At 71.1% G+C, this 25,924-nt stretch carries 26 protein-coding genes; 5 read left to right on the top strand and 21 right to left on the bottom strand.

Annotation, left to right across the window (positions count from 1 at the left end; genetic code table 11):
- Positions 1-112: 112 nt before the first annotated feature.
- From ACZ5XZ_RS32345 to ACZ5XZ_RS32335, 3 genes are all read right to left on the bottom strand, one after another.
- A complete protein-coding gene (locus ACZ5XZ_RS32345) occupies positions 113-691 on the bottom strand; it encodes a GNAT family N-acetyltransferase (protein WP_468984582.1) in 579 nt (192 codons plus the stop codon).
- Between the two features lie 60 nt (positions 692-751).
- Entirely contained in the window at positions 752-946 is a 195-nt protein-coding gene (locus tag ACZ5XZ_RS32340) for an antitoxin (RefSeq protein WP_468984579.1), read from the bottom strand.
- A 117-nt stretch (positions 947-1,063) separates the two neighbouring features.
- On the bottom strand, positions 1,064-2,089 hold the full coding sequence (locus tag ACZ5XZ_RS32335) for an alpha/beta hydrolase (protein WP_468984576.1): 1,026 nt from the start codon (positions 2,087-2,089) through the stop codon (positions 1,064-1,066).
- Between the two features lie 185 nt (positions 2,090-2,274).
- On the opposite strand from ACZ5XZ_RS32335, the gene ACZ5XZ_RS32330 reads away from it, so the two are divergent.
- Positions 2,275-2,589 (top strand): hypothetical protein, encoded by a 315-nt coding sequence (locus ACZ5XZ_RS32330; RefSeq protein ID WP_468984574.1) that lies wholly within the window; start codon positions 2,275-2,277, stop codon positions 2,587-2,589.
- Positions 2,590-2,632: 43 nt separating this feature from the next.
- Here ACZ5XZ_RS32330 and ACZ5XZ_RS32325 read toward each other — a convergent pair whose 3' ends face one another.
- The 6 genes from ACZ5XZ_RS32325 to ACZ5XZ_RS32300 form a co-directional block, all read right to left on the bottom strand.
- A complete protein-coding gene (locus ACZ5XZ_RS32325; RefSeq protein WP_468984571.1) occupies positions 2,633-5,674 on the bottom strand; it encodes an alpha-mannosidase in 3,042 nt (1,013 codons plus the stop codon).
- Positions 5,675-5,749: 75 nt separating this feature from the next.
- Entirely contained in the window at positions 5,750-5,947 is a 198-nt protein-coding gene (locus ACZ5XZ_RS32320; RefSeq protein ID WP_468984568.1) for a hypothetical protein, read from the bottom strand.
- Complete coding sequence (locus ACZ5XZ_RS32315; protein ID WP_468984566.1) at positions 5,944-7,230, bottom strand: glycoside hydrolase 5 family protein; 1,287 nt, start codon at positions 7,228-7,230, stop codon at positions 5,944-5,946. The genes ACZ5XZ_RS32320 and ACZ5XZ_RS32315 overlap by 4 nt, the downstream gene beginning before the upstream one ends.
- A gap of 45 nt (positions 7,231-7,275) precedes the next feature.
- Positions 7,276-8,166: a carbohydrate ABC transporter permease gene (locus ACZ5XZ_RS32310; RefSeq protein WP_468984564.1), complete on the bottom strand. Its 891-nt coding sequence runs from the start codon at positions 8,164-8,166 to the stop codon at positions 7,276-7,278.
- Positions 8,163-9,032 (bottom strand): carbohydrate ABC transporter permease, encoded by an 870-nt coding sequence (locus ACZ5XZ_RS32305; protein ID WP_468984562.1) that lies wholly within the window; start codon positions 9,030-9,032, stop codon positions 8,163-8,165. Before ACZ5XZ_RS32305 ends, ACZ5XZ_RS32310 begins: the two co-directional genes overlap by 4 nt.
- A 13-nt stretch (positions 9,033-9,045) precedes the next feature.
- Positions 9,046-10,338 (bottom strand): ABC transporter substrate-binding protein, encoded by a 1,293-nt coding sequence (locus tag ACZ5XZ_RS32300; protein ID WP_468984559.1) that lies wholly within the window; start codon positions 10,336-10,338, stop codon positions 9,046-9,048.
- Positions 10,339-10,687: 349 nt separating this feature from the next.
- On the opposite strand from ACZ5XZ_RS32300, the gene ACZ5XZ_RS32295 reads away from it, so the two are divergent.
- Positions 10,688-11,788 (top strand): LacI family DNA-binding transcriptional regulator, encoded by a 1,101-nt coding sequence (locus tag ACZ5XZ_RS32295; protein ID WP_468984556.1) that lies wholly within the window; start codon positions 10,688-10,690, stop codon positions 11,786-11,788.
- 61 nt (positions 11,789-11,849) lie between these two features.
- Complete coding sequence (locus tag ACZ5XZ_RS32290; RefSeq protein ID WP_468984555.1) at positions 11,850-13,310, top strand: phytoene desaturase family protein; 1,461 nt, start codon at positions 11,850-11,852, stop codon at positions 13,308-13,310.
- Positions 13,311-13,449: 139 nt separating this feature from the next.
- Here the strand turns inward: ACZ5XZ_RS32290 and ACZ5XZ_RS32285 are convergent, their stop codons facing one another.
- The 3 genes from ACZ5XZ_RS32285 to ACZ5XZ_RS32275 all read right to left on the bottom strand — a co-directional run bounded on the left by ACZ5XZ_RS32285 (position 13,450) and on the right by ACZ5XZ_RS32275 (position 16,080).
- A complete protein-coding gene (locus ACZ5XZ_RS32285) occupies positions 13,450-13,899 on the bottom strand; it encodes a spore-associated protein A (protein ID WP_468984554.1) in 450 nt (149 codons plus the stop codon).
- A gap of 231 nt (positions 13,900-14,130) precedes the next feature.
- Positions 14,131-14,994: a lysozyme gene (locus ACZ5XZ_RS32280; RefSeq protein ID WP_468984552.1), complete on the bottom strand. Its 864-nt coding sequence runs from the start codon at positions 14,992-14,994 to the stop codon at positions 14,131-14,133.
- 432 nt (positions 14,995-15,426) lie between these two features.
- The gene (locus tag ACZ5XZ_RS32275; RefSeq protein ID WP_468984550.1) at positions 15,427-16,080 is read right to left on the bottom strand and encodes a transglycosylase SLT domain-containing protein; all 654 of its coding nucleotides are present in this window, start codon (positions 16,078-16,080) and stop codon (positions 15,427-15,429) included.
- A 724-nt stretch (positions 16,081-16,804) separates the two neighbouring features.
- Between ACZ5XZ_RS32275 and ACZ5XZ_RS32270 the strand changes: the two genes are divergently transcribed.
- Entirely contained in the window at positions 16,805-17,287 is a 483-nt protein-coding gene (locus ACZ5XZ_RS32270; protein ID WP_468984548.1) for a hypothetical protein, read from the top strand.
- Between the two features lie 151 nt (positions 17,288-17,438).
- Here the strand turns inward: ACZ5XZ_RS32270 and ACZ5XZ_RS32265 are convergent, their stop codons facing one another.
- The 7 genes from ACZ5XZ_RS32265 to ACZ5XZ_RS32235 all read right to left on the bottom strand — a co-directional run bounded on the left by ACZ5XZ_RS32265 (position 17,439) and on the right by ACZ5XZ_RS32235 (position 23,045).
- The gene (locus tag ACZ5XZ_RS32265) at positions 17,439-18,140 is read right to left on the bottom strand and encodes a transglycosylase SLT domain-containing protein (protein WP_468984546.1); all 702 of its coding nucleotides are present in this window, start codon (positions 18,138-18,140) and stop codon (positions 17,439-17,441) included.
- A gap of 484 nt (positions 18,141-18,624) precedes the next feature.
- Complete coding sequence (locus tag ACZ5XZ_RS32260) at positions 18,625-19,473, bottom strand: SRPBCC family protein (RefSeq protein WP_468984544.1); 849 nt, start codon at positions 19,471-19,473, stop codon at positions 18,625-18,627.
- Positions 19,470-19,787: an ArsR/SmtB family transcription factor gene (locus ACZ5XZ_RS32255; RefSeq protein WP_468984542.1), complete on the bottom strand. Its 318-nt coding sequence runs from the start codon at positions 19,785-19,787 to the stop codon at positions 19,470-19,472. Before ACZ5XZ_RS32255 ends, ACZ5XZ_RS32260 begins: the two co-directional genes overlap by 4 nt.
- Before the next feature lie 70 nt (positions 19,788-19,857).
- Positions 19,858-20,802: an alpha/beta fold hydrolase gene (locus ACZ5XZ_RS32250; RefSeq protein WP_468984540.1), complete on the bottom strand. Its 945-nt coding sequence runs from the start codon at positions 20,800-20,802 to the stop codon at positions 19,858-19,860.
- A 55-nt stretch (positions 20,803-20,857) separates the two neighbouring features.
- Positions 20,858-22,093, bottom strand: a complete 1,236-nt coding sequence (locus ACZ5XZ_RS32245) for a beta-ketoacyl-[acyl-carrier-protein] synthase family protein (protein ID WP_468984538.1) — start codon at positions 22,091-22,093, stop codon at positions 20,858-20,860.
- Positions 22,090-22,323 (bottom strand): acyl carrier protein, encoded by a 234-nt coding sequence (locus tag ACZ5XZ_RS32240; protein ID WP_468984537.1) that lies wholly within the window; start codon positions 22,321-22,323, stop codon positions 22,090-22,092. The genes ACZ5XZ_RS32245 and ACZ5XZ_RS32240 overlap by 4 nt, the downstream gene beginning before the upstream one ends.
- Positions 22,324-22,592: 269 nt before the next feature.
- Entirely contained in the window at positions 22,593-23,045 is a 453-nt protein-coding gene (locus tag ACZ5XZ_RS32235; protein WP_468984535.1) for a MarR family winged helix-turn-helix transcriptional regulator, read from the bottom strand.
- Positions 23,046-23,175: 130 nt separating this feature from the next.
- On the opposite strand from ACZ5XZ_RS32235, the gene ACZ5XZ_RS32230 reads away from it, so the two are divergent.
- Complete coding sequence (locus ACZ5XZ_RS32230) at positions 23,176-23,586, top strand: organic hydroperoxide resistance protein (RefSeq protein ID WP_468984533.1); 411 nt, start codon at positions 23,176-23,178, stop codon at positions 23,584-23,586.
- A 69-nt stretch (positions 23,587-23,655) separates the two neighbouring features.
- Here the strand turns inward: ACZ5XZ_RS32230 and ACZ5XZ_RS32225 are convergent, their stop codons facing one another.
- Positions 23,656-25,047, bottom strand: a complete 1,392-nt coding sequence (locus tag ACZ5XZ_RS32225) for a GH1 family beta-glucosidase (protein WP_468984530.1) — start codon at positions 25,045-25,047, stop codon at positions 23,656-23,658.
- A complete protein-coding gene (locus ACZ5XZ_RS32220) occupies positions 25,044-25,883 on the bottom strand; it encodes a carbohydrate ABC transporter permease (RefSeq protein ID WP_468984595.1) in 840 nt (279 codons plus the stop codon). Before ACZ5XZ_RS32220 ends, ACZ5XZ_RS32225 begins: the two co-directional genes overlap by 4 nt.
- Between the last annotated feature and the right edge of the window lie 41 nt (positions 25,884-25,924).

The following is a 25,924-nucleotide window of genomic DNA, read 5'->3' as shown; positions in this document are numbered from 1 at the left end:
AAAGAAAACAAGAAAAAACGCTTCCGGCAGCAAGAACAACACCACCCCCCCCCCCCCCCCCCCCCCCCTCCCCCCCCCCCCCCCCCCGCCGTGCGCAGTGCGCTCGTGGCCCTCAGGGGCGGCGGTCGTTGAGGATCTTCTGGAAGAGCCGGTGGTCGCGCCAGGCCCCGTTGATGTGCAGATAGTTCTCGGCGGTGCCGAACGGGGTGAAGCCGCACTTGGTCAGCACCCGCTGTGAGGCGGCGTTGTCGACGAGGGTCCCGGCCTGCAGCCGGTGCAGACCCAGCTCCGTGTCGGCGGCGGCACAGACCGCCCGCAGCGCGGCGGAGGCGAGCCCGCGGCGCACCTGGCCCGCGTCGATCCAGTAGCCGACGTTGCCGCTGCGGAACGGGCCCCGCACGATGCCGGAGAGGGTGATCGCACCGACGATGTCCGGCCCCGCCGCACTGCCGTCCGGCTCCCGGACCAGCACCCAGGGCATCGACCGCCCGGCACCGCGCTCCGCGAGCGTCTCCCGCAGCCGCTCCGCCTGCCCGGCGGGGGTGAAGAAGGCCTCGTCCCGGTCCGGCTCCCAGGGGCGCAGATGATCACGGCTCCGCAGGTGGGAACGGGCGAGGCCGGCGGCGTCCTCGGGCGCCGCCGGGCGCATCAGTACGTCGGACGTGAGCCGGACGGACGACGCGGAGATCATCCGTACAGCGTACGGGCGAGGCGGTGGCCCAGGGGGGCCACCCTCGGCAGAACCGCTGGTTCAGCCCTGCGGCGGCCGCTGTCTGCCCTGCCCGCCGCCGAACTCGTCCCGGAGCTTGTCCTGGCCGGTGTCGACCTGCCCCGAGTACTTGCCCTGGGTCTTGTCGTCGATCATGTCGCCGGCCTTGTCGATGCCCTTGTCCGTCTGGGATTCGTGGCCCTTCAGCATGTGCTTGATCTTGTCCAGCATGGACATGAGTCGTCCTCCTCACCACGGGTCCCCCCACGTCTCCAGCATCGCCCCCCACCAGGCGATCGGCATCCGCGCACCGGGGGCGCTGCACCCGGCCCCGGCCGCCGTTCGCCGCCGGCTTCAGGAGCCGCTCGCCACCGGCCCCTTCAGCTGGTCGCTGATGAACTTGATCGAGCCGTCCGCCATGCCCTTCTGGTAGTCCCAGGCGTTGTGCCGGCCGCCGGGTATGAGCTGCATCGAGGTGTGTATCGGACCCTTGCCGTACGTCCGGCGGAACTTCTCTATCGAGGCGGAGACGGCGGCGGACTCCCTGCTGCCGGCCTGGAAGGCGAGGTAGACGTCCGGGCCGCCCTTCTGGAGGAGGCGCTGGGAGAGCTTCTCCGGGTTGTTGGCGTCCTTCTCCGCCTGGTGCCCCGCCCACAGGGGCGAATCCGGCACGATGTCCGGGCCGCTGGCTATCGCCGCCTTGAACTTCTCCGGGTACTTCAGTACGGACTTCAGCCCCGCGAAACCACCCGAGGACGAGCCCATGAAGGCCCAGCCGTCGCGCGACTTGTACGTACGGAAATTGGCCTTCGTGAGGTTGACGACGTCCTCGGTCAGCCAGGTGCCCATCTTCTGCTGCCCGGGGATGTCGCTGCCGTCGTGGTACTGGGTGTCCGGGTTGAGCATCGGCATCACCACGATGAACGGCAGGCTCTTGCCCTCCGCGGTCCACTTCGTGATGTTCTCCTGCAGCGCGATGTCGCCCCCGACCCAGTAGTTGGTGACACCGCCCTGCTCCTTCGGGCTGCCCAGACCGCCCGGCAGGGCCAGCAGCACCGGGAAGCCGCTCTTGGCGTACTTCGGGTCCTGGTACTCCTTCGGGGCCCAGACCCAGACGCTGCCGGTGACGCCCGATTTCGCGCCCCTGAGCGTCGCCCGCGCTATATGGGTGCCGTCGTCCAGCGTGCGGGTGATCCGGAAGTCGCTCTTGGGCCCGGTGGGCATCAGGGTGTCGTCGTCCACGGGCTTGACCGGCGCGCCGCCCCCGTCCTTGGCGCCGGCGTTGAAGTCGACCGGGTTTCCGGCATCCGAGCAGCCGGCGAGCAGCGCGCAGCTGGCGACGAGGGTGGCCGTGAGCGCGACGGCAAAGCGATGTTTCAACGGTGACTCCGCGACGGGGTGATCAAGTACAAGTGCTCATAAAGAGGGAAAACCGATGGCCGGGGTTCCCTCGTCGCGGGACGGGCCCCGACCCCGGCTCACCCGTTCGGCGTACCGCCCCCTCGGCGGATTCCGCTCGGCCCGCTCGACGGGCACGGTGCCGCGGTCCGGCCGAGAATGCAGCGGTGAGCGATGAACACCGCAGTGCCGACCACACCGTGCCGCGCGCCGTGCCGGGTGACGAGGAACGACGGCTCGCCAGGAAGGCGCTGGCCGGCCGTGCGCGGGACGCGAACGATCTGACGCTGCTGATGGACATGCTGGGCCTGGATCCGAGCCGGGACCCGGGCCCGGAAGGCTACGGCCAGGAGCTGGGCCCGGGCCCCTTGCCCGGCCGGGGGCGGCGGGCCGGGCGAGGCGCCGGGCGCGAGCGGCGCGCCGAGCTGCGGCGCGACACCTGCCGCGACGCCCGGTCACGCTCGGGCAGGCCCAGGCCCTGACATCCGCCCGGGCCCGCCCACCGCCCGATCGGCAAGACGCCCCTCAGCGATCCCCCGCCCGGCGCAGCCGCAGGGTCACGATCTGGAACGGGCGGAGCCGCATCCGTACCGTGCCGCCGTCCCGCTCGATCGCCGGGCCGTCGTCGGTCGGCCGTTCCAGCAGATCGGTGGTGACGGCGCCGGCCACCTCGAAGCCGGCCGTCACCGACGTGACCGCCCGCCCGCCGTGCGCCTCGTGGAGGCGCACGATCACATCGCCGCTCGCGTCGTCGGCGAGCTTGACCGCGGTGACCACCGTCGCGTCGTTGCCGACCGTGATCAGCGGCGGCACCGGTTCCGCGCCGGTGATCCGGCGCTCGGGCAGGTTGAGGCGGTGTCCCTCGCGCACCGCGTCGCCGATGGCGGCGCCGGGCACCAGCGCACAGCGGAAGCGGTGCACGCCCTGGTCGGTCTCCGGGTCGGGGAAGCGCGGGGCGCGCAGCAGGGAGAGCCGCACGGTCGTGGTCGTGCCCCGGTCGCCGTCGTCCCGGACGGTACGGGTGACGTCATGGCCGTAGGTCGCGTCATTGACCAGCGCGACGCCCCAGCCCGGCTCCTCCAGATGCACGAACCGGTGCGCGCACGCCTCGAACTTGGCCGCCTCCCAACTGGTGTTGGTGTGCGTGGGCCGGTAGAGGTGCCCGAACTGGGTCTCCGCGGCGTAGCGCTCGGCGTGCAGGTCCAGCGGGAACGCGGCCTTGAGGAACTTCTCGGTCTCGTGCCAGTCCACCTCGGTGTCGATGTCCAGGCGCCGCTGCCCGCGCGCCAGCGTCAGCCACTGCACCACCCGCGAGTCGCCGAAGGTACGGGTCACCCGGACCGTCGCCGCGTCCCCGGACACCTCGCCGAGCACGACCTCGTCGGCGTCCGTCAGATCGGTGACGACATTGCGGTAGAACGCGTCCACGTCCCAGGCGTCCCACATGTTGGGGAAGTCCGGGTGGATCTGCAGCAGGTTCGCCGCCGCGCCCGGAGCCATCGCCTCACGGTCGGCCCGCCGGTCGTATGCGGAGACCACCAGGCCGCGGCCGTCGATCACGATCCGCAGCAGGCCGTTGCTGAGCGTGAACCCGCCGTCGTCACGGGCCGCGGCGGACACCTCCGGCCCCTCGGCCACCGCGGGTGCCACCGCGCCGGCCGCGACCCCGCCGCGGGCGTGCGGCGCGGAGTTCGCCACCAGCTCCCCGCCGCCGTCGCCGGCCAGCACCGCCAGCGCGGCGGCGATGATCCCCTCCAGCTCGGTGGCGACCGACGCATACGTCTTCTCCGCCTCGCGATGCACCCAGGCGATGGAGGAGCCGGGCAGGATGTCATGGAACTGATGGAGCAGCACCGTCTTCCAGATCCGGTCCAGCTCGGCGTAGGGGTAGGGGTGCCCGGCCAGCACGGCGGCGGTGGCCGACCAGAGTTCGGCCTCCCGGAGCAGCTGCTCGCTGCGCCGGTTGCCGCGCTTGGTCCTGGCCTGGCTGGTGAGGGTCGCGCGATGCAGCTCCAGATACAGCTCGCCCACCCACACCGGAGCATGCGGATACTCCGCCTCCGCCTTCGCGAAGAAGTCCGCCGGCCGTTCCCACTCCACCGTCGCCGAACCGTCCAGATCGCGCAGCCGGCGGGCCTTGGCGATCATCTCGCGGGTGGTGCCCCCGCCGCCGTCGCCCCAGCCGGTCGGCGCCAGCGAGTGCCGGGCCACCCCCTTGTCCTTGAAGTTCCGCGCCGCATGGGCGATTTCGCCGCCCGCCATCTGGCAGTTGTAGGTGTCCACCGGCGGGAAGTGCGTGAAGATCCGGGTGCCGTCGATGCCCTCCCAGCGGAAGGTGTGGTGCGGAAACGCGTTGACCTGACTCCAGGAGATCTTCTGCGTCAGCAGCCACTTCGACCCCGCCGCCTTGATGATCTGCGGCAGCCCCGCGGCGAAACCGAAGGTGTCCGGCAGCCACGCCTCGTCGTTCTCGACGCCGAACTCCTCCAGGAAGAACCGCTTGCCGTGCACGAACTGACGGGCCATCGCCTCCGACCCGGGCATGTTGGTGTCCGACTCCACCCACATCCCGCCCGCCGGGACGAACCGCCCCTCCGCGACCGCCTTCTTGACCTTGGCGTAGACCTCGGGCCGGTGCTCCTTGAGCCAGGCGTACTGCTGCGCCTGCGACATGGCGTAGACGAACTCCGGCTCGTCCTCCAGCAGCGCCGTCATGTTCGACGTCGTACGCGCCACCTTCCGCACGGTCTCGCGCAGCGGCCACAACCACGCCGAATCGATATGCGCATGCCCCACCGCGCTGATCCGGTGCGCCGACGCCGCCGCGGGCGCCGCCAGCACCGCGCTCAGCTCCGCCCGCGCCGCCCCCGCCGTCGCGTTGACCCGCTGCAGGTCCACCGCGTCCAGCGCCCGGCCGACCGCCCGCAGCACCTCCCAGCGCCGCGGACTGTCCACCGGGAGCTCCACCATCAGCTCGCCCAGCACCTCCAGGTCCAAGACCAGCTCCCACACCTCGGTGTCGAACACCGCCAGATCCATCCGCGCCAGCCGGTACTGCGGCTCGCTGCCCGCGGTCTCCCGGTCGCCCAACGGGGTCGGCCGGAACGGGTGGACATCGAGGATGACGGGGTTGGACGCGGCCTCCAGATGCCACTCGACGCGCTCGCCGCCACGGACCGGCGCGCCCACCCGCACCCACTGGTTGCGCGGATTGACCGCCTTGACCGGAGTGCCGTCGGGCAGATGGACCAGCGCCTCGCACTGGAAGCCCGGCATCCGCTCGTCGAATCCCAGGTCCAGCACGGCCTCCACGGTGCGGCCCGCCCACCGCGCGGGCACCTCGCCGACCACCTTGAACCAGGTCGTGCCCCAGGGCGCGCCCCAGGCGTCGCCCACCGCCACCGGCGTGTGCGCGGCGGCCAGGCCCTCCGCCACCGGCACGGGCTCACCCGGTGCGACCCACGCCGAGACCTCCAGGGGAACCGACTCCGGATACAGCGCGGGCCGGATGCGCTCGTCCAGGACCCGCTGGAGACGGGCTTCGATCAGTGCGCGCTCGTCATGCATGGCGATGACTCCGTAGCGTCGAGGGGTACGGGGGGCGGTGGGCAGGGCGTGTCTCCCTACCCGCAACATCCGTCCCTACCAGGGGAGTTCGACCTCGGCAGGCGCCGAGACGGTGAACAGTTCCTGCACGGCGCGCACCTGGAGCCGGGCGGCCGGCTCGCCGGCGGCCAGCGCCGAGCCGCCCCCGAGGGACGGCCCGAGCAGCGCGGCCGCGGCGCCGGCCCCGGCCAGCAGCACACGGCGGCGGGGCAGCGGCGACGATTGCCGGTTCATGAGGTGCTCCTCCGGTGGGGGGCGGATGGCGACGGGCGGCGCGCTGCGCCGACCTCGTCGGGTGTGCGGACCTCGGTGATCCCACGGGACGTCAGATGTGCGGCGTCGGCGGCGAGTTCGGCCAGTACGAGAGCCGGCCGGGCCCCCTGGGCGGCCAGCTCCGCCCAGGCCTCGAAGACCGGGCCGCCGGGCGCGCACACCGAACGCCGCGGCGCCGCCTTCGCACCGCCGGTGTCGACGACCAGCGCCGTGCTGCGCACCGGCGGCCGGTGCGTCCGGCCGCGGTACTCCTCGACCAGCGCCGCGATCGCCCGGCCCGCCGGCTTGACCGTACGGTCGTTGCGCAGCAGGCCCAGCCCGTACTCCAGCTCGGGGAAGTCGGCGAGCGAGCGCGCCACATCGTGCGAACACCACCAGGTCACGCCCCACAGGTCCGGGCAGTCCAGGGCGGCCGCGACGGTGGCCTGGGTGAAGCGCGCCGCGCCCTCCTCGGGGATGTGCGGGGCGGGGGCGCCGACCTCCTGGAGCCAGACCGGGCGGTGCGGGTCCTCGGCCCAGGCCTTGGACAGCTCGATGAGGTACGCGGCGTGCTGCTCGGTGGCGGTGCCGGTCGGCCCGTGCCGCTGTGCGGTGCCGTTGAACACCCAGGAGTGCACGGCCGTGACGGCGCCGAGCCGGGCGGCCTGCGCGGGCGTGAAGGGGTGGCCGTCGCGGTACCAGGCGGCGTCGTACGCGGCGTGCAGATGCATCCGGCCCGGCGCGCCCCGCTCGCACGCCGCGAGCATCCGCCTCAGCCAGGCTTCGGCCTGCTCGCCGGTGATCCGGTCCGGGTCCGGGTGCGGACCGTCCGAGAACTGGTCGATCTCGTTGCCGAGCGTCATCCCGAGGAAGTTCGGCCGGTCGCCGAGCGCCGCCGCCAGCGTCCGCAGATACTCCTCCTGGCCCGCCAGTACCTCCGGGTCGGTGAAGATGTTCCGGCGGTGCCAGGTCTGGGTCCAGGCGGGGAGGAAGTCGAAGCTCGACAGATGGCCCTGCAGTCCGTCGACGGTGACGTCGAGGCCGCGTTCGGCCGCGGCGTCCGCCAGCTGCACCAACTGCTCCACGGCGCGCGGCCGGATCAGGGTGCGGTTGGGCTGGAAGAGCGGCCAGAGCGGGAAGACCCGGATGTGGTCCAGGCCGAGGGCGGCGATCGAGTCGAGGTCGGCGCGCACGGCGTCCAGGTCGAAGTCGAGCCAGTGGTGGAACCAGCCTCGGGTGGGGGTGTAGTTGGCGCCGAATCGCATGGGGCTCCTGTCGGTACGGGCGGGGATCGGGCGGGCCGGGGCGGTTCAGCCCTTGACGGCGCCCTCGCCGACGCCGCGGAAGAAGTAGCGCTGCAGACAGGCGAACAGCACGATCAGCGGGACGACGGCGATGACGGTGCCGGCCGCGACCAGCCGCTGGTTGTCCGCGAAGGTGCCGTGCAGAAAGTTCAGTCCGATGGTCAGGGTGAACTTCGACTGGTCGCTGAGCACGATCAGCGGCCACAGGAAGTCGTCCCAGGCGCCCATGAACGAGAAGATCGCCACGACCGCGAGGGTGCCCCTGACCGACGGCAGCGCGATCCGTACGAACCGCTGCCAGGCGTTGGCCCCGTCGACGAACGCCGCCTCCTCGACCTCGTACGGCAGATTCGCGAAGGCGTTCCGCATCAGCAGCACGTTCATCGCGCCGACGCAGCCGGGCAGCACCACACCGAGCAGGGTGTTGTTGAGCCGCAGTTCCCGCATCGTCACGAACTGGGCGATCATGATGCTCTCGACCGGCACCAGCATCGCCATGATGAAGACGACCAGTGCGGCCTTGCGGCCGCGAAAGCGCATCCGGGCCAGTGCGTAGCCGGCGAGCGCCGCCCCCACGCAGTTGGTGACCACATTGGCGGTGGCGACCTTCAGGGAGTTCAGCGCGAAGTCCCAGACCGGGATGATCTCGGCGACGCCGGCGTAGTTGGCCAGCGTGGCATCCTGGGGGATCAGGTTCGGCGGATAGCGGTAGATGTCCTCGCCCGGCCCCTTGAGGGACGTGGACAGCTGCCACAGAAACGGCCCGACGGTCAGTGCCAGTACGGCGAGCAGCAGGAGATAGCGGAGCGGCAACCGCCACCACGGCGGCTGCCGTCGCCCAGCGCGCCGTCGCCCGTCGCGCCGCCGCCGTGGCGCGACGGCCCCCGCGGCGTTCACGCCTCCTCCTTGCGGCCGGCGCGCAGCACCAGCAGCATCAGCCCGAGCGTGATCATGAAGACCACGACGGACAGCGCGGAGGCATAGCCGACCCGGCCGCTGAGGCCGGTTCCGGCCTGCTGGACGAGCATCACCAAGGTGGTGTCCTCCCCGCCGGGGCCGCCGGTCGGACCGGCCATGAGATAGACCTCGGAGAACACCTTGAAGGCGCCGACCGCGGACAGGGCGGCCACCAGCACCATCGTGCTGCGCACCGCGGGCACCGTGACGGTCACGAAGCGGCGCACCGCCCCCGCGCCGTCGACCGCGCACGCCTCGTGCAGCTCCGGTGGAACGTTCGCCAGCGCCGCCAGGTAAATGATCATGTAGTAGCCGAGGCCCTTCCAGACGGTGACCGCCATCGCGCTGAGCAGCAGCAGCCAGGGGTCGCTGAGGAAGCCCGCCCTGCCGAAGCCCAGGCCCTCCAGCAGGGCGTTGATCAGCCCCCGGTCGTCCAGCAGCCACACCCAGATCAGACCGACCACGACCACGGAGGCGACCACCGGCGTGTAGAACGCGGCGCGGAAGAACGTGATCCCCGGTATCTGCCGCTGCACCAGCATGGCCAGCAGCAGCGGCAGGATCACCAGCAGCGGGACGACCCCCAGGACGTACAGCAGGCTGTTGCGCAGCCCCGTCCAGAACATCGCGTCATGGATCAGCTCCTGGTAGTTGGCGCCGCCGACGAACCGGCCCGCGGTGAGCGTGCGGGCATCGGTGAAGGAGTGCGCCACCGTGCTGAGGAACGGATAGAGGCCGAACGCGGCCACGACCAGCAGCCCGGGACCGAGGAACAGCCAGGGACTGGCCGGCTTGTGCGTCTTCACGGGGCGCCCGGCCTCAGCCGGTCTTCAGCAGGCGGTTGCACTCGGCGACCGCACCGTCCAGTGCCGCCTCGGGGGACTGCTCGCCCTGCACGGCCTTGGCGACCGCATTGCGCAGTACGGTCTTCATCTGGTCGCTGAGCAGCACCGGGGTGTAATTCACCGCGGTCTTCAGCGACTTGGCCGACGCCACCCGTACCCGGGTCGCGTCGGTGCCGTCCTCCTTGGTGAAGTACGGGTCGTCCAGCGAGCCCTTGGTGCTCGGGAAGATGGTGACCTTCTTGGCGAAGGCCATCTGGTTCTTCTCGTCGGTGACGAAGTGCGCGAACGCGACCGCCGCCGGCTTGACCTCGCTCTGCGCGTTCACCATCAGGCCCTGGACGTACATATTGGCCTTACCGGTGTTGTTGACCGCGTCAGTGATACCGATGTGCCGGTAGAGGCTTGGTGCCTCCTTCTTGAAGTTCTCCAGATCGAGCGCGCTGCCCGGATTCATCGCCACCGACTGCTGCTGGAACTTCCGCCCCGACGACTCCGCCTGCGCGGTCAGCGCCTGCGAGTCCAGCGCCCCGGACACATACAGCTCCTTGTAGTGCCGCAGCAGTTCCACGCCCTTGGGCTCGTTGAACGTGAACTCCGTGCCGCGGGCGTTCATCAGCCGTACGCCGTACCGTCCGAAGTCCTCGATCGACGGCGTACTGGCGAGCATCGCTATCTTCCGCCCGCTCTTCTTCGCCATCGCGACCGCGTCCGTGAAGAGCTGGTCATAGGTGGCCGGTGGCTTCTCCGGATCGAGCCCGGCCCTGATGAAGAGGTCCTTGTTGTAGAACATCGGCCCCGTGTTCAGATACCACGGAAAGGCATAGACCCCCGGCAGCCCCGGCATCTCATGACTCTTCCACGCGCCGGGGAGGTACTCTTCGCGGTACTTTCCCGCGGCCTTTTCCAAGTCGAGTGCCAGCCCCGCCTTGGCCAGCGGATAGGCGAGATCCGGCGAAACATTGACGACGTCCGGCAGCGTCCCGCCCGCCGCATCCGCACTCAACTTCTGCGGGTATCCCTCGGCCGGCTGATCCACCCACTTCACCTTGGCGTCCGGATACTGCTTCTCGAAATCCGCGATGACGCCCTCGAAGTAGTCCTTGAAATTGGCCTTGAGGTTCCAGGTCTGGAACGTGACCTGCCCCTCGACCTTCCCCGAGGCGCCGTCCGCCCCGTCGGAGCGCCCTGAAGGACCGCATGCGGCCAGGGCGAGCACCGGGATGACCCACGCCGCTGTCGCGGCAGTCGCTCGACGGGAGAAATGCATGACTGGCGGCTCCTTTGCTCGAACCAGACACCGGTGAGAAGACTGCCGCGCAGGACCATATGAATCAGTGGCCGAAATAAACCAGTGGCGCGGATAAGGGAAGCGAGCGTGCGGCGGATTTCCTGAGCCGTTCCGCCGGGTATTTCACTGGTCCTCGGGCGACGATGCGGCAGACGGTACTAATGCGTTTTAGTGGGTGTCAACACCCCGGTCCCGAACAACCTCTTCCGCGCCGGCGAACGCCGTCCTCACGGACGTTCGCAACGGCCGTCCGCACGGGGTTTGACACCGCACTCGCCGCTGATCAGACTGGGCGCACTAATGCGGTTTAGGTCGAGGAGAGCCCGCCATGACAGCGCCCGGTGAGGCCGCCCGCCGGAAGCCGGCGCGCCGACCGACGATCAAGGACATCGCCCGCCGCGCCGGGGTCTCGGAGAGCGCCGTCTCCTTCGCCCTCAACGACCGGCCGGGCGTCTCCCAGGACACCCGCGCCCGGGTACGGCGCGTCGCGGAGGAGCTGGGCTGGCAGGCCAACAGCGCGGCCCGCGCACTGTCCGGCGAACACGCCGGCGCCCTGGGACTGGTGCTCGCCCGGCCCGCGCGGACCCTGGGCGTGGAGTCCTTCTTCCTCCAGCTCGTCTCCGGCATCCAGGAAGTGCTCTCGGCGCGCCGGATCGCGCTGCTCTTCCAGGTCGTCGAGGACCTCGACGCCGAGTGCGCGCTCTACCGCCGCTGGTGGGCCGAACGCCGGGTGGACGGCGTCCTGGTCGTCGACCCGCGCACCGAGGACCCGCGACCGGAGCTGCTCGCCGCACTCGGCCTGCCGGCCGTCGTCATCGGCGGCCCGTCCGCCCCCGGTCCGGCCACGGCCGAGCGGCCCGCCGCCCACCCGCAGCCCCCGCTCTCCACGGTCTGGGCCGACGACTCCGAGGCCATGGCCCGGGTCCTCGACCACCTCCACGGCCTCGGGCACCGCCGCATCGCACATGTGGCGGGCCTGCCCGGCCTCGCCCACACCGAACGCCGCATCCGCTCACTGCGTACCGAAGCGGCCCTCCGCGGTCTCGACGCACGCCGGGTCCGCTCCGTGACCACCGACTACTCCGACGCCGAAGGGGCCAACGCCACCCGCCGCGTCCTCGACGCTCCCGAGCCGCCCACCGCGATCATCTACGACAACGACGTGATGGCCGTGGCCGGCGTCTCGGTCGCCGCCGGGCGGGGCATCCCCGTCCCCGACCGGCTGTCGATCGTGGCCTGGGACGACTCGGCGCTCTGCCGCGTCACCCACCCCCGGCTGACCGCACTGGTCCGCGACACCCCCGGCTTCGGACGGCTCGCCGCCCAGGAACTCCTCACCGTCCTCGACGGCGGACCGCCACGCACCGTACGGGGCGAACAGCCGCACCTGGAGGCCCGCGCGAGCACCGGCCCGTGTCCCAGGAGCTGACGAGGCGCGCCCCCGCCCGGTCCGCCCCGAGGCGTTCCTGATTCCTTGGCATGCTGAGGGCATGACATTACGGGCAGGGCGGGAGCGCGAGGCAGCGGTAGTGGTGGGCGCCGGACCGAACGGGCTGGCCGCGGCGGTCACACTGGCCCGCAGCGGACTGCGGGTCACGGTGTTCGAGGCGGCCGACGAGATCGGCGGCGGGGTCCGCAGCGGCGAGCTGTCCGTACCCGGCGTGCTCTTCGACCACTGTTCCTCGACCCATGTGATGGGCGCCGGCTCCCCGTATCTGCGCACGCTGGACCTTGCCGCCTACGGGCTGGAATGGCGCCGGCCCGAGATCGATCTCGCCCACCCGGTGGACGGCGGAGAAGCCGGGGCGCTCTACCGGTCGGTCGGGCGGACGGCGGACGCCTTGGGCGCCGACGGTCCCGCCTGGCGACGGCTCTTCGGGCCGCTGGCCGCGGACGCCGAGGTGCTGACCGACGCGGTCATGCGGCCGCTCGTCACGGTGCCCCGGCATCCGTTCCGGCTCGCGCGCTTCGGCCTGTACGCCCTGCAGCCCGCCACCCTGGTCGCCCGCCGCTTCCGCACGGAAGCCGGACGCGGCCTCTTCGGCGGGGTGGCGGCGCATCTCTTCGGGCCGCTGACACGGCCGGTCAGCGCGTCCATCGGAGTCATGATCATCGCGGCCGGGCACCGGTACGGCTGGCCGGTCGCCAAGGGCGGCTCCCGTGCGATCGCCGACGCGCTGGCGGCCCTGCTCCTCGCGGAGGGCGGGCGCATCGAGACCGGGGTACGCATCCGCTCACTCGACCAGTTGCCGCCCGCGGCCACGGTGTTGCTGGACCTGGCCCCGGCCGCCGCCGCAGCCGTGATCGGCGACCGGCTGCCGCCCCGGGTGCGCCGCGCCTACACCCGCTACCGGCACGGCCCCGGCGCGTTCAAACTCGACCTGGCGGTCGAGGGCGGCATTCCCTGGCGCGCCGAGGCCTGCCGGCGGGCCGGGACCGTGCATCTGGGCGGCAGCTTCGAGCAGATCGCGTACGCGGAGCGCGAGGTGTACCGCGGGCGGATGCCCGAGCGGCCGTTTCTCCTGGTCTCCCAGTCGTACCTCGCCGACGCCGGCCGCTCCGCCGGCGAGGTCCACCCCGTCTCGGCGTATGCGCATGTGCCCCACGGCTACCGCGGTGACGCCACCGCCGCGATGCTGGCGCAGTTCGAGCGCTTCGCGCCCGGCACGCGCGAGCGGATCGTCGCCGCCACCGCCACCACCGCCGCGGACCTGGAACGCGGCAACGCCAACCTCGTCGGCGGCGACATCATCGGCGGCGCCAACATCCCGCTCCAACTGACGATGCGCCCCCGTATCGCCCTGGACCCCTACCGCACGGGCGTCCCCGGCGTGTACCTCTGCTCGGCGTCCACCCCGCCGGGCGCCGGCGCCCACGGCATGAGCGGCCACAACGCGGCCCGCTCCGCGCTGCGGGCGCTGGGCCTGGAGCGCTCCGTCCGGCGGTTCTGACCAGTCAAGTCGCATGCGTGTCGGTGGAGTTGTCACCAGGAAGGCGGACAGGCCACGGCGGCGGGGTCCCGGGGGGCGCGCCCGGGGCCCCGCCGCCGTACAGCAGGCGACGGTCGGTCAGCGGACCGTCGGTGCGAGGTCAGTGGTGCGTGACGACCCCGGCTGCCATGCGGCCGCAGTTGGAGCCGGAAACGCTGACGCTGACCGATCCGATCGTGCCGCCCCAGTCCACACAAAGGCCCTTTGCGGACAGGTAGACCGGGCCGGCGTAGGAGGTGTATTCACCGCTGTCGTAAACCCAGTCGGAACTGCCGTCGGTGGCCGTGAGATAGGTGTACATGTACACCGGGCTACCGGGGCTGTTCCGTACCGTCACGACGCAGTTCTTTCCGGTCCTTGCGCTGTACGTCAGGTACACGGTCCCCTTTCCGGTGACCGGTACGGAATTCACTACGCTGTAGCCGCTGCCGCAGGCTCCGTTGTACGCGGCGGCGGCCGGAGCGGCGGAGGCGGTGGTGGCCGTCGCCATTGTGGCGAGGCCGGCAACGGCGAGTGCGGCGGATCCTGCGATGGCACGTGAACGCTTCATGGGAATACCCCCGTCGGGTGGTGTGCGTCGCATGGTCGTATCGCAGTGTTGGACCGCGCTCGACGGTGGATGGTTGTACCCGGGCGTGAATTCCCCATTGTTCGAATCGTGTTGGCGAAGACGGCGTCGGCGCGGGTGCCGACGGCGCGGGGGCGACGGCATGCGCCCGGTCCCCGGCGCCTGGTGCGGCGCCGGGGACCGGGCGGGGGGTGCGGGTCGGATCGGGCGGGCTCAGTGGCCGTTGGCGAAGACCTTCAGGCGGCCGTAGCTGCCGTTGAAGCGGTTGCGGTCGCCGACCGGGTGGCCGGAGGAGGTGTGCTGCCAGATGCTGTGGTAACGCCAGCCGCCCGGCAGCGCGCCGACCGAGGAGCCGTAGCGCGGGACCCACAGCGGGTTGCTGTGGCCGAACCTGCCGGAGTTGCCCGTGCACCGCTTCCACCAGTTGGTGGAGGTGTAGATGACCGCGTCGCGGCCGGTCTCCTCCCGGTAGGTCTCCACGAAGTCCTGGATCCAGTTGACCATCGCCTTGGAGCTCTTGCCGTAACAGGTCGCGCCGTAGGGGTTGTACTCCATGTCGAGCGCCCCGGGCAGCGTCCTGCCGTCCCTGGACCAGTCGCCGCCGTGGTCGGCGAAGTAGCGCGCCTGCGTGCTGCCGCTGGAGTGGTCGGGCAGTGCGAAGTGGTACGCACCGTGGATCATGCCGGCCGAGTAGGAGCCCCGGTACTGGTGGGCGAAGTACGGGTTGGTGTAACTGTTCCCCTCGGTGGCCTTGACGTACGCGAAGCGCACCCCGGACTTGCGCAGCGCCGACCAGCTGACGTGGTGGTTGTGGCTGGAGACGTCGACGCCGGACACCGCCTTGCTGTGCGTGGCCTGTGGTTCGAGGCCGCCGCCGGCCCGGTCGACGCCCTCGCGGGCGGCGATGGTGGAACCCATCCAGTCCTGCTCGGGGTGGGAGGGTCTCTTTCCGGCATCCGACGCCGTGGCGAAGCCGGGCAGCGCGAGGGGCAGAGCGAGCACGGAGAGAAGAGAAACGAGCGTTCCGGCCGCGAGGGAGACTGTGCGGCGGGCCGGACCGGATCTGCGCAAGGGCATCGCATGCCTCCGAGGCCTTCGGTTGAGTCACGTTCGGCAGCTTTTGAGCAGAGTTCTGCCGATAAAAGACTTATACGCAGAACTGCCTGACTCTATGACCCAACAGGCCGTCAGTCCGCCGACCGGCTGCGCATCTCACCCGTCCGGCCGTCAGAAGTGGTCACCCGGGCCCGGATCCGGTTCGGGGTCGGGGGCGGGGTGACCATGGTCCCGGCCCGGCCCTCGGCGCCCGCCGAACCGACAGCGGAGCGGGCCCCGGCCGTGCCGGGACCCGCTCCGCTGTCGCTGCGCAGCGGCGAACGCGCCATTCCGCCGCTTCGCGAGCTGCCTCGTGCCGAGCCGGTCGGCTCGTATGTGGTGTCCGCCCTGTCCCTGGCTTCACCCGGGGCCGGCCTGTGTGCGCCGGCGCGACGGCTCGTGGACGCCGTCGGCTCAGTAGGCGGAGTTGACGTTGTCGATGGAGCCGTAGCGGTCGGCCGCGTAGTTGGCGGCGGCGGTGATGTTGGCTACGGGGTCGACGAGGTTGTGGGGGGTGCCGGTGACGTGGTAGCGGTCGAAGGTGGGCTGGATCACCTGGAGCAGGCCCTTGGAGGGGATGCCGTTGATGGCGTTGATGTCCCAGTCGTTGACGGCGTTGGGGTTGCCGCTGGACTCGCGCATGATGTTGCGGTGCAGGCCCTCGTAGGAGCCGGGGATGCCCTTGGCCTTCATGATGTCGAGCGACTCACGGATCCAGCCGTCCAGGTTGTTCGGGTACTCCTTGACGGCCTTGCGCTCGGCGGAGCGGTTGGCGGCCTGGTGAGCGGTGTGCTGCTTGGCCACCGCGGTGACCTTGACGTGGTCGGCGACCGAGGCGGTCACCGGGCGGGCGGTCTTGGCCTCGTCGGCCTTCGTCGGCATGCCCTTGGCGTTGACGGGCTTGACCGCTGCCGGGGCGTGCTCAGAAGCAGCCTGTGCGGTGTCCGGGGCCGAGGCCATGGCCAGGCCCGAGGTGGCACCCGCGGCGGCCAGGACGGCCACGGCGACCTTGTGGGTGCGGGTAATGCGGGTGACACGGACAGCGCGGGACAGGTTGAAGCTGGGCATGCAGAGTGACCTCTTCCAGGTACGGGGACGGGGAGGCGGCCTTTTTGGGCGGCGCGTGATTCACCGGAGGTCATTGCTGCGTTCGCCGTGGGGGGCGTGAGTCGCAAGCTCGCTCTCGGTGCGTCGGAATCCATGTTTAGCGACGGCCCGGAATCGAGGCAATGGTGCTCTGTACTACTCATCTTCGTGAGATAAACCCTGGATGCCGAGGTAATGGGCGGTTCTCTCCGTGAGGGCCGGGAATGACTGCGGGACATTCGACTAAGCACCTTCGTAAGTGACGTACATCGCGTGCCCCGCATCACTTGATAGCGGCCGTAAAGCCCCCGCTGCCGGGGCTCATAAGTTGTCTGGCTCACACCGGAATTACCGCTCCGCAGAGCCACTTCATACGCGCATCGGAGGGGATTCATCCACCCGGCTGTCCGAGGGCGCCCCGGGCGATTGCCGGAAATGTGGTGCAGGGCACTTATGACGAGGCCAAAAGGGCGGCATTTGTGCCCCAATTCACTTGTGGGGGCGACGGGCGGGAAACCGCCGGTGCGCGGCGTCGCGCAGAACGGCGCGGGGAGCCGGCTGGGCCGTTGGGAGCGTCCCGATACGTCGATACGGCGGTAGTCGCTGGTCCGTTCGCAGCAGCGCCCGGGGCTGTTGCATGACTACGGGCCCCGGCTCCCTGACAGTGACATCGCACGCAGTAGTCACTCATCGTAAGGAAGTGCTCATGTTCCGTCGTACTGCCGTTGTTCTCAGCGGTCTTCTCGTCTCGGGATTCCTCGCGACGGGCGCTGCCACCGCGGCGTCTGTCGATGCGGACCGTCACCCTGCCCCCGCGCCTGCCAGCGAGGACCGCGACCGCCACCCCGCTCCGGCGCCTGCCGCCGCTGAGCAGGAGCACCGCGCTCCGGCGCCGACGGCTGCCGAGGAGGAGCGTCGCGCCCCGGCGCCCACCACGGCCGAGGAGGACCGCCGCGCGCCCGCACCCACCACGGCCGAGGAGGACCGCCGCGCCCCGGCACCCACCACCGCCGAGGAGGACCGTCGCGCCCCGGCGCCCACCACCGCCGAGGAGGAGCGTCGCGCCCCGGCGAAGTCCGTCGATGACAGCCGCAACCTCACCGCCCAGGACCAGGAGGGATTCGGCCTTGCCGGCGCGGTGCTCGACCGTCTGCTGGGCAGCAGCGCGGCGCGGAACGCCGGCTTCTGACACCCACGCCGACACGGCAAGGGCAACGGCAACGGCACTGGCCCCACCCGCGAAGTGCGGGCAGGGCCAGTGCCGTTGCCATGTCGGAGTGTTTGCACCGCAACACTCCGTGGGGGCCGCTCCGGCCGTGCCGGAGGTCGTCGTACCCGGCTCAGTAGGCGGAGTTGACGTTGTCGATGGAGCCGTAGCGGTCGGCCGCGTAGTTGGCGGCGGCGGTGATGTTGGCTACGGGGTCGACGAGGTTGTGGGGGGTGCCGGTGACGTGGTAGCGGTCGAAGGTGGGCTGGATCACCTGGAGCAGGCCCTTGGAGGGGATGCCGTTGATGGCGTTGATGTCCCAGTCGTTGACGGCGTTGGGGTTGCCGCTGGACTCGCGCATGATGTTGCGGTGCAGGCCCTCGTAGGAGCCGGGGATGCCCTTGGCCTCCATGATGTCGAGGGACTCACGGATCCAGCCGTCCAGGTTGTTCGCGTAGCGCTTGGGTGCGGCCTTCGGCGCCTTCTTGGGGGCGGCCTTCGGCGCGGCTATCGCCTTGCGCTCCACGGAACGGCTGGCGGCCTCCTTGGCGGTGTGGCCCTGCTTCTCGACCGCGGTGACCTTGAGGCGGTCGGTCACGGACGAGGCGACCAGCTTGCTCTTCTCGCCGTCGTCGGCCCGGTCCTTCGCGGTCAGCGGCAGGCCGTTGGCGCTCACCGGCTTGACGGTGGCCGACGCGGTGGACGTGGTCGCGGCATCGCTCGGTGCGGCGGTGAACGCCAGGGCGGCGGCGCAGCTCGCGGATGCCACCAGCGCCGCGGAGATCTTGTGGGTGCGGGTGATGCGGGCAGGGCGGGGCAGGGTGAAGCTGGGCATGCGAGGTGACCTCTTCCAGGGCTTTGGTGGCGGGGGGAGCGGCCTTCGGTCGGCGCGTGAGAACCGAGGGTCATTGCCGCGCTCGCCGCTCTGGCTGAGGTCGCCGGCTCGTTCTCGGTGCTTCCGGGAACATGTTTAGCGAGCGCCCTGGATGGTGGCAAAGGTGCCTTGTACTACCCATCTTCGTGAGTTGGGGCGATATGCCCGTTATAAACGCCTTGTTTCGCGGTGTGTGCCGGGAAGGGCGTCGACTAGCGGAGTTCGTACGTGACGTAGGTCGCGTGCCCCGCATCACCCGGCGAGGGCTTCCGGACCCCCTCTCCGGCCCCGCTGAAGTTGCCTGGCTCACACCCCGGAGGCGGTGAAACGGTGCCGCGGACGCCGCGGCACCGCCACCGGCGAGCGCTTGCGCGGGGCGGCGGACACGCCCGTGCCCCCCACGGAATCCGCAGGGGGCACGGTGTACAGCGGTGCGGTGCGGGAGTCAGTCCTCCAGCAGTCGTGCCGCGAGATGCTCGATCCGGTTGTGCCAGGCGTCCAGCGCGGTGTCGGTGTCGAAGTCCCGCGGCCCGGTCTGGGTGAGGACGAGGCGGGCGCCATGGCCGGTGCCGCTGCCCAGCTCCCAGCGGACCTGGCCGTCCGGATGCCAGCGGTAGGCCAGCACCGACGGGGCCCGCACCTCGGTGACCGGCCCGCCCGGCACCTTCTGCGTGGTGAAGCCGGCCGGCGCGGGCGCGCCCGCCACGGGCTCGTCCCCCGAGGCCAGCACCGCCCAGACGGTCTCGGCCGGCCGCACGAGCTGGCGCTCGAAGCGGATGCGCGGGCCGTCGGCGGTGTCCTCGACCGTGCCGTGCCCGAGGTCGAACTGCTCCAGATAGGCCTCGTGCAGCTCGCCCGTGTCGGGCTCCACGGCCGTCGACTCGCCGTCGAGCAGCTGTGACAGCGCGGTGACGCACAGATGCCAGCCGGAGGCGAAGCTGGCGCCGCCGAACCGGTCGCCGAAGGTGTGCACCAAGGTCAGCAGCGAGCCGTCGCCGTCCGGGGTGATCTCCCAGCGCAGATGGTCCTCGCCCCAGGTGAAGGCGAACAGGCGGGGCTCCTCGGCGTCGGTGACCGTACCGGTCATGGCGACGTCGCTTACACCGGGCATGGTGAAGGTCATCGCCCCGCCGGGCCGGAGTTCCACCGTGACCTCGGCGGGGAACCACTGCCCGAGCTGCGCCGGGTCGGTGATCGCCGACCAGACCTTCGTGGGCGGATGGGCGAGCCTGCGCTCCATGCGCAGCGCATGGCGTCCGCCGGACGTGGTGAGGGTGTCGGAGTGCGGGTTCATCGGGGGTCGTCCTTTGTGGCGTCGAGATGCCGTTCCAGAGCGTCGAGGCTCCCGGCCCACAGATGCCGGTAGTGCGCGAGCCAGGCGTCCAACTCGGCGAGTGGCTCGGGCCGCAGCTCGTACCAGCGGCGCTGGGCGTCCTGCCGGACCCGGACCAGCCCGGCCTCGCGCAGCACCCGCAGGTGCTTGGACGTGCCGGGCTGGCTCAGCCCGAGCTGGTCGGTGAGCTCGCCGACCAGCCGGGGGCGCTCCAGGAGCAGATCGAGGATCCTGCGCCGGCTCGGCTCTGCGAGTACGTCGAACGGTATGGGCATGGCCCCAGAATGCCTCGACGGTTATATAACCGCAAGGGCATGAGAGGGGGGGCGAGGCGCAGGCGCCTCCTCACACCAACGCGTCCGCCGCCTCGGTGATCACCGTCCGGTGTGTCGCACACGCGGCGGAACCGGTCGCCGGCACTCCCTCGCGCGGGACCGGCGCGAGCGCGGGCGCCGAACCCAGCGGACCGTCGGTGAAGAACCGGGCCGCCAAGTCCGCGACGTCCCGGGCGCGTTCGAGCACCACCCAGTGATCGGTGTCGGGGATCGTCAGAAAGCGGCTGCCCGGAATGGTGGCCGCGAAGTCCCGCTGCCGGTCCGCCGAGGTCATCGTGTCGTGCTCGCCACTGAAGACGAGGGTGGGGACGTCGAGCAGCTCGCCGGAGAAGTCCGGGCGGTCCGACAGCGCGCGGCGCAGCGATTCGACGGCGTGCCGGGAGTGCCGGGCGGCATGCACCATCGAGCGCCGGACATAGCGGTACGCCAGGGCCCGGCCGACGACGTGCCGGCGGTCGTCGAGGCACATCAGGCCCTCGGTGACCAGCGTGGCGAACGACTCGGCGTCGCCGTGCGCGAGCTGGTCGGCGGCCCGCCGCCACAGCTCCAGCTGCGCGGGGCTGATGTGCGCCGGTACCCCGCCCAGGGCGAGCCGCGCGATGCGCCCGGGCAGGTGCCGGGCGCATCCGTAGGCGAGGCCCGCCCCGTAGGAGAACCCGAAGAGATTGACCCGCGGGACGTCCAGGTCGTCGATGATCCGCTCGATCGCGGTGCACAAGAAGGCGTTGCCCGGCCCCGGCGGCAGGGGGTCGGCGCTGCCCATTCCGGGCAGGTCGGCGGTCACCACATCCGCCACCGGCCCCACCTGGTCCTCCATCTGCGGCCAGCCGAACATCCCCTGCAGCGCGCCGCCCAGCACCATGACGGGCTCGGTGATCCGCTCCGGCTGCCGCAGCCGCCGGTAGGCGAAGGACACCCCGCGTACCGACAAGGACCGGATCGTTTCCTCGTACATCTCTGCTTCCTTATCGGAGAGACCGGCGGGACCGGCCGGTTCGGCGTCCGCCGGTCTAGCGGGTCAGTACGAGCGCGGCGTTGTGGCCGCCGAAGCCGAGCGAGGTCTTGACCGCACAGTCGAAGGACGCCCGTCGGGACCGTCCGCGCACGATCTCCAGGGGGAGCCGCGGATCGGGGACGTCGAGATTCGCGGTCGGCGGTACCAACTGCTCCTCCAGCGCGAGCACGGTGAGCGCGGCCTCGATGCCGCCGGCGGCGCCGAGCGCGTGCCCGGTCATCGCTTTGGTGGAGGTGACCAGGGCATGGTCGCCGATCACCCGTTGCAGCATGGTGGCCTCGATCAGGTCGTTGACCACGGTCGAGGTGCCGTGCGCGTTCACATGGCCGACGTCGCCGGGCTGCACCTCCGCGTCCGCCAGCGCGCTGCGCAGCGCCCGCTCGATGCCGTTGCCCTCCGGGTCCGGGGCCACGGCCGCGTACGCGTCGCTGGAGGCGCCGTATCCGCGCAGGTGCGCACGGACGGTGGCCCGGCGGGCCGCGGCGTGCTCGGGCCGCTCCAGGACGAGGAGGCCGGCGCCCTCGCCGACGACGAAACCGTCGCGTGCGGCATCGAACGGGCGGCAGGCGGCGGCCGGATCCTCCCGGCGGGTGGAGGCCGCCTTCATCCGGCAGGCGCTGGCGATCAGCAGCCGGGAGACGGGGGACTCGGCGCCGCCGGCGATGGCGATGTCGCAGGCACCGGAGCGCAGCAACTGGTGTGCGGTGCCCAGCGCGACGGTCCCCGAGGAGCAGGCCGTCGCCACGCCCAGACTGGGTCCCCGGGCGCCGAGGTCCATACACACGCTGCTGGCCGCCCCGTTGACCACGGTCAGCGGGGCGAGTTTGGGGGAGACCCGTCGCGCGCCGCGTTCGAGCATCGTGGTGTGCTGCTCGTCGTAGAAGGGGAGTCCGCCGTGCGCGGAGCCGATGACCACCGCGACCCGGCTGCCGTCCCAGGCCTCGGTGTCCAGGCCGGCGTCGGCGACCGCCTCGCGGGCGGCGATCACCGCGAGCTGCGCGAAGCGGTCCATCAGCCGCTGGGCTGCCACCCCGAGCTGCTCGGTGGTGTCCAGGTCGGAGGTGTACATGAAGTCGCAGGGCAGGTCGGCGAGTTCTTCGTGGTGCCGCACGCCGGTCGGCCGCGTCTCCTCGGTGACGGCGTGCCAGGTCGCCTTCGCCCCGACGCCCGCCGCCGTCACCATGCCCAGTCCCGTTACGGCCGCGGAGAACGGCTGGCGGCCGCCCGTCACGCCGGAACCAGACGGTCGACTGCCGCCACCAGCTGGCCCACGGTGTCGCGCGAGGTCAGCGTCACGTCCTCAAGGTCGATGTCCAGCCGGTCCTCGATCATCACGCGGAGTTCTTCCAGGGCCAGGGAGTCGATGCGCAGATCGCGCAGTGGGGTCCCGTCGGAGACGTCGACCGCCCGGACCCCGAATCGTTGGACGAGCAAGGCGTTGACAACTTCTGCGACATTCACGTGGCGCTCCTCCGCTTGTCGTGGGCGTGCTGCCATCCGCGTCCTGCACGGGTGTTCGCCGGCAACCCCGGCTGGTTTAGCTACCCTTTATACGCCTTTGTCCCTATTTCGCCCCAACATTGGTCGCTCAATGGGGTGATGGCGTGGCTGGGCGCGACAGAGGTGCGCGCTCCGCGTTGCGGTGACGGCGAGAAGCCTACGGGCCTGATCCGGTGAACCGGTGAGAGGCGCGGCCGGGAACCGCGTCGAAGTCGCGCCGGACGCCGAGCTCAGGCCTCGTCGAGTGCGCTGGTCACGCGCCCCAACAGGGTTCGCAGAGTCCGGAGTTCCTCGATGGTCAACCCGGTGGCGGCGAGCATCCTGCGGGGGACCGGCAGGGCCTGTTCGCGCAGGTCATCGCCGTCGGGGGTGAGGTGGATGGTGACCGAGCGCTCGTCTTCGGCGCTGCGCTCGCGGCGGACCAGGCCGGCCGCCTCCAGTCGCTTGAGCAGTGGGGAGAGCGTGCCGGAGTCCAGTCGGAGCCGTTCGCCGATGGCCTTGACCGGCTGGGAGCCGTGCTCCCACAGGACCAGCATGACCAGGTACTGGGGATAGGTCAGGCCCAGGTCCTTCAGGGCGTCCCGGTAGACGCCGCCGAACGCGCGCGACGCGGCGTGCAGGGAGAAGCAGACCTGGTGGTCCAGGCGGAGCAGTTCGGTGTCGGGCGCGGGAGTCGCGGTCATGGCATCCAGGGTAGCGCCATGCGGACGACTTAGTTGTGCACAACTTAGTTGCGGACAATTTGAAAGTGTGCGATCGTCGATGCCGTCGGACGGCCGGGAAAGGCCGCCGCGCTATCGAAGGGGAACCCTCATGGACGCGCTGTACACCGCTGTCGCCACCGCCAACGGCCGGGAAGGCCGCGCCGTCAGCTCCGACGGCAAGATCGACCTGGCGCTGGCCATGCCGCCGGAGCTCGGCGGCAACGGCGCCGGCACCAACCCCGAGCAGCTCTTCGCCGCCGGATACGCGGCCTGCTTCGCCAGCGCGATGGGCAATGTCGGCCGCCAGATGAAGCTCGACACCAAGGATGTCTCGGTCACCGCCGAGGTCTCGATCGGCAAGGATGCCACCGGCTTCGGCCTGGCCGTCGTCATGCGGGTGGAGCTGCCGGACGCCCTCGCGGGCGAGACCGGGCGCCGCCTGGTCGAGGCGACCCACGAGTACTGCCCGTACTCCAAGGCCACCCGCGGCAACATCGATGTCGAGCTCGTCGTCGAGTAGCCCGCCCGCCCGCCCTCCGGCCGGCCCCGTCACGGAGGCCGGCCGAAGGCCGTGCCGGCACGGTGGCGGTCAGGCCGCGCGCGGAGTGCCGCGGCGCGGATGGCTCCCGATCAGCCCGGCATAGTGCCGGCCGCTGTCCTTGAGGGTGCGGGCCTGGGTCGCGTAGTCGACGTGGAACAGGCCGAAGCGCTTGTCGTAGCCGTAGGCCCACTCGAAGTTGTCCATCAGGGACCAGGCGAAGTATCCGGCCAGCGGCGCGCCCCGGCGGGCCGCACGGGCGCACGCGGCGATGTGCTGATGCAGATAATCGGTGCGCTCGGGGTCCTCGACGGTTCCGGCGGGAGTGACCACGTCAGGGTAGGCGGAGCCGTTCTCGGTGACGTAGATCTTGCGCGGCGCGTACTCCCTGGTCAGCCGCAGCAGCAGGGTCTCGATGCCGCCGGCGTCGACCTCCCAGTCCATGCCCGTACGCGGCACGTGCGGCCGGCGTACCGGGCGGGCGAACGGCGGCGGGCCGGCCGGATCGGCGGCGACCACGGCCGGGAAGTAGTAGTTCAGCCCCAGCCAGTCCAGCGGCTGCGCGATGGTCTCCGCGTCACCGGGGCGCTCCGGCAGCTCCACCCCGTACACCTCGCGCATGTCCGCCGGGAAGCCGCGGCCGTGGACCGGGTCGAGCCACCAGCGGTTGGTGTGCCCGTCCATCCGCCGTACCGCGGCGGCATCGGCCGGCGATCCGGTGGCCGGCTCGACGGTGCTGAGGTTGTTGACGATGCCGACCTCGGGGTCGGTGGCCCCGGCGCGGATCGCCGCCGTCGCCAGGCCGTGCCCGAGCAGCAGATGATACGAGGCACGCACCGCCGCGGTGAGGTCCCGCAGGCCCGGCGCCATCCGGCCTTCGAGATGACCGATCCAGGCCGAGCACAGCGGTTCGTTCAACGTGGCCCAGTGGCGGACCCGGTCGCCGAGCTTCCCGGCCACGACCGAGGCGTACGCCGCCAGGTGCTCGGCGGTCTCCCGCGCGCTCCAGCCGCCGCGGTCCTGGAGCGCCTGCGGCAGATCCCAGTGGTAGAGGGTGACGGACGGGGTGACGCCCGCCTCCAGCAGACCGTCGACCAGCCGGTCGTAGAAGGCCAGGCCCCCGGCGTTGACCCGGCCGTCGCCGTCCGGCACGATCCGCGGCCAGGCGATCGAGAACCGGTAGGCCCCGACGCCCAGTTGCCGCAGCAGGCCGATGTCCTCGCGCCAGCGGTGGTAGTGGTCGCAGGCCCGGTCGCCGGTGTCGCCGTTGTGGGTCCGGCCCGGGGTGTGGGAGAACGTGTCCCAGATGGAGGGCCCACGGCCGCCCTCGGCGACCGCCCCCTCGATCTGGTACGCCGACGTGGCCACGCCCCAGGCGAAGTCGTCCGGCAGGGCGGCGAAGTCGATCCGGTCGCTCACAGAGGTCCTTTCGGCGCGGTTCATTTGACGGCCCCGGCGGTGAGCCCGGCGACCAGATAGCGCTGGAGCAGCAGAAACCCGGCGACCACGGGGACGCTGACGACCAGCGACGCGGCCATGACCTGATTCCAGTAGACGTCGTTCTGGGTGGCGTAGCCCTGCAGACCGACCGACAGGGTGCGGGTGGTGTCGTTGGTCATGACGGAGGCGAACAGCACCTCGCCCCAGGCGGTGATGAACGCGTACACGGCGACGGCGACGATCCCGGGCAGCGCGGCCGGGACGACGACCCGGAAGAGCGCGCCCAGTGGCCCGCAGCCGTCCACGTAGGCGGCCTCGTCCAGCTCCCGCGGCACGGAGGCGAAGTATCCGGTCAGCATCCAGATGGAGAACGGGAGCGAGAACGTCAGATAGGTCAGGACCAGGCCGCCGCGGGAGCCGTAGAGGGCGACGCCGGTGGAGTTGCCGATGTTGACGTAGATCAGGAACAGCGGCAGCAGGAAGAGGATGCCCGGGAACATCTGCGTCGACAGCACCGTCACGGTGAACACCCGCTTGCCGCGGAAGCGGTGGCGGCTGACCGCATACGCCGCGAAGACCGCGATCAGCACCGAGCAGACGGTGGCCGAGCCCGCCACGATCAGCGAGTTGGTGAAGTAGCGGGCCAGCGGAACGGTGCGCCAGATGTCGAGATACGGACGGATCGTCAGCTCGGTCGGCAGCCAGTGGAAGGTGCCCGAGACATCCTCCAGCGGTTTGAGGGAGCTGCTGAGCATGACGTAGACGGGGAGCAGAACGAAGCCGGTCAGCGCGGTCAGGAAGATCCCTCGGGCGCAGCGGAACCAGCGAGGCGGTGCCATGGGGGTGGACCTGCGGCCGGCCGGGGTGCGCTCGGGGGCCG

The sequence above is a fragment of the Streptomyces sp. NPDC033270 genome (genome assembly GCF_055576575.1).
Note: the sequence above shows the minus strand (reverse complement) of the source record. Positions and strands in the feature narration are given on the sequence as shown.

Coding starts and splice junctions, on each gene's coding strand:
- ACZ5XZ_RS32345 (WP_468984582.1), bottom strand. CDS start 691: ATGATCTCCGCGTCGTCCGTCCGGCTCACGTCCGACGTACTGATGCGC.
- ACZ5XZ_RS32230 (WP_468984533.1), top strand. CDS start 23,176: ATGGACGCGCTGTACACCGCTGTCGCCACCGCCAACGGCCGGGAAGGC.
- ACZ5XZ_RS32220 (WP_468984595.1), bottom strand. CDS start 25,883: ATGGCACCGCCTCGCTGGTTCCGCTGCGCCCGAGGGATCTTCCTGACC.
- ACZ5XZ_RS32235 (WP_468984535.1), bottom strand. CDS start 23,045: ATGACCGCGACTCCCGCGCCCGACACCGAACTGCTCCGCCTGGACCAC.
- ACZ5XZ_RS32320 (WP_468984568.1), bottom strand. CDS start 5,947: ATGAACCGGCAATCGTCGCCGCTGCCCCGCCGCCGTGTGCTGCTGGCC.
- ACZ5XZ_RS32265 (WP_468984546.1), bottom strand. CDS start 18,140: ATGCCCAGCTTCACCCTGCCCCGCCCTGCCCGCATCACCCGCACCCAC.
- ACZ5XZ_RS32255 (WP_468984542.1), bottom strand. CDS start 19,787: ATGCCCATACCGTTCGACGTACTCGCAGAGCCGAGCCGGCGCAGGATC.
- ACZ5XZ_RS32225 (WP_468984530.1), bottom strand. CDS start 25,047: ATGAACCGCGCCGAAAGGACCTCTGTGAGCGACCGGATCGACTTCGCC.
- ACZ5XZ_RS32315 (WP_468984566.1), bottom strand. CDS start 7,230: ATGCGATTCGGCGCCAACTACACCCCCACCCGAGGCTGGTTCCACCAC.
- ACZ5XZ_RS32295 (WP_468984556.1), top strand. CDS start 10,688: ATGACAGCGCCCGGTGAGGCCGCCCGCCGGAAGCCGGCGCGCCGACCG.
- ACZ5XZ_RS32280 (WP_468984552.1), bottom strand. CDS start 14,994: ATGCCCTTGCGCAGATCCGGTCCGGCCCGCCGCACAGTCTCCCTCGCG.
- ACZ5XZ_RS32300 (WP_468984559.1), bottom strand. CDS start 10,338: ATGCATTTCTCCCGTCGAGCGACTGCCGCGACAGCGGCGTGGGTCATC.
- ACZ5XZ_RS32260 (WP_468984544.1), bottom strand. CDS start 19,473: ATGAACCCGCACTCCGACACCCTCACCACGTCCGGCGGACGCCATGCG.
- ACZ5XZ_RS32250 (WP_468984540.1), bottom strand. CDS start 20,802: ATGTACGAGGAAACGATCCGGTCCTTGTCGGTACGCGGGGTGTCCTTC.
- ACZ5XZ_RS32275 (WP_468984550.1), bottom strand. CDS start 16,080: ATGCCCAGCTTCAACCTGTCCCGCGCTGTCCGTGTCACCCGCATTACC.
- ACZ5XZ_RS32270 (WP_468984548.1), top strand. CDS start 16,805: ATGTTCCGTCGTACTGCCGTTGTTCTCAGCGGTCTTCTCGTCTCGGGA.
- ACZ5XZ_RS32340 (WP_468984579.1), bottom strand. CDS start 946: ATGTCCATGCTGGACAAGATCAAGCACATGCTGAAGGGCCACGAATCC.
- ACZ5XZ_RS32325 (WP_468984571.1), bottom strand. CDS start 5,674: ATGCATGACGAGCGCGCACTGATCGAAGCCCGTCTCCAGCGGGTCCTG.
- ACZ5XZ_RS32285 (WP_468984554.1), bottom strand. CDS start 13,899: ATGAAGCGTTCACGTGCCATCGCAGGATCCGCCGCACTCGCCGTTGCC.
- ACZ5XZ_RS32290 (WP_468984555.1), top strand. CDS start 11,850: ATGACATTACGGGCAGGGCGGGAGCGCGAGGCAGCGGTAGTGGTGGGC.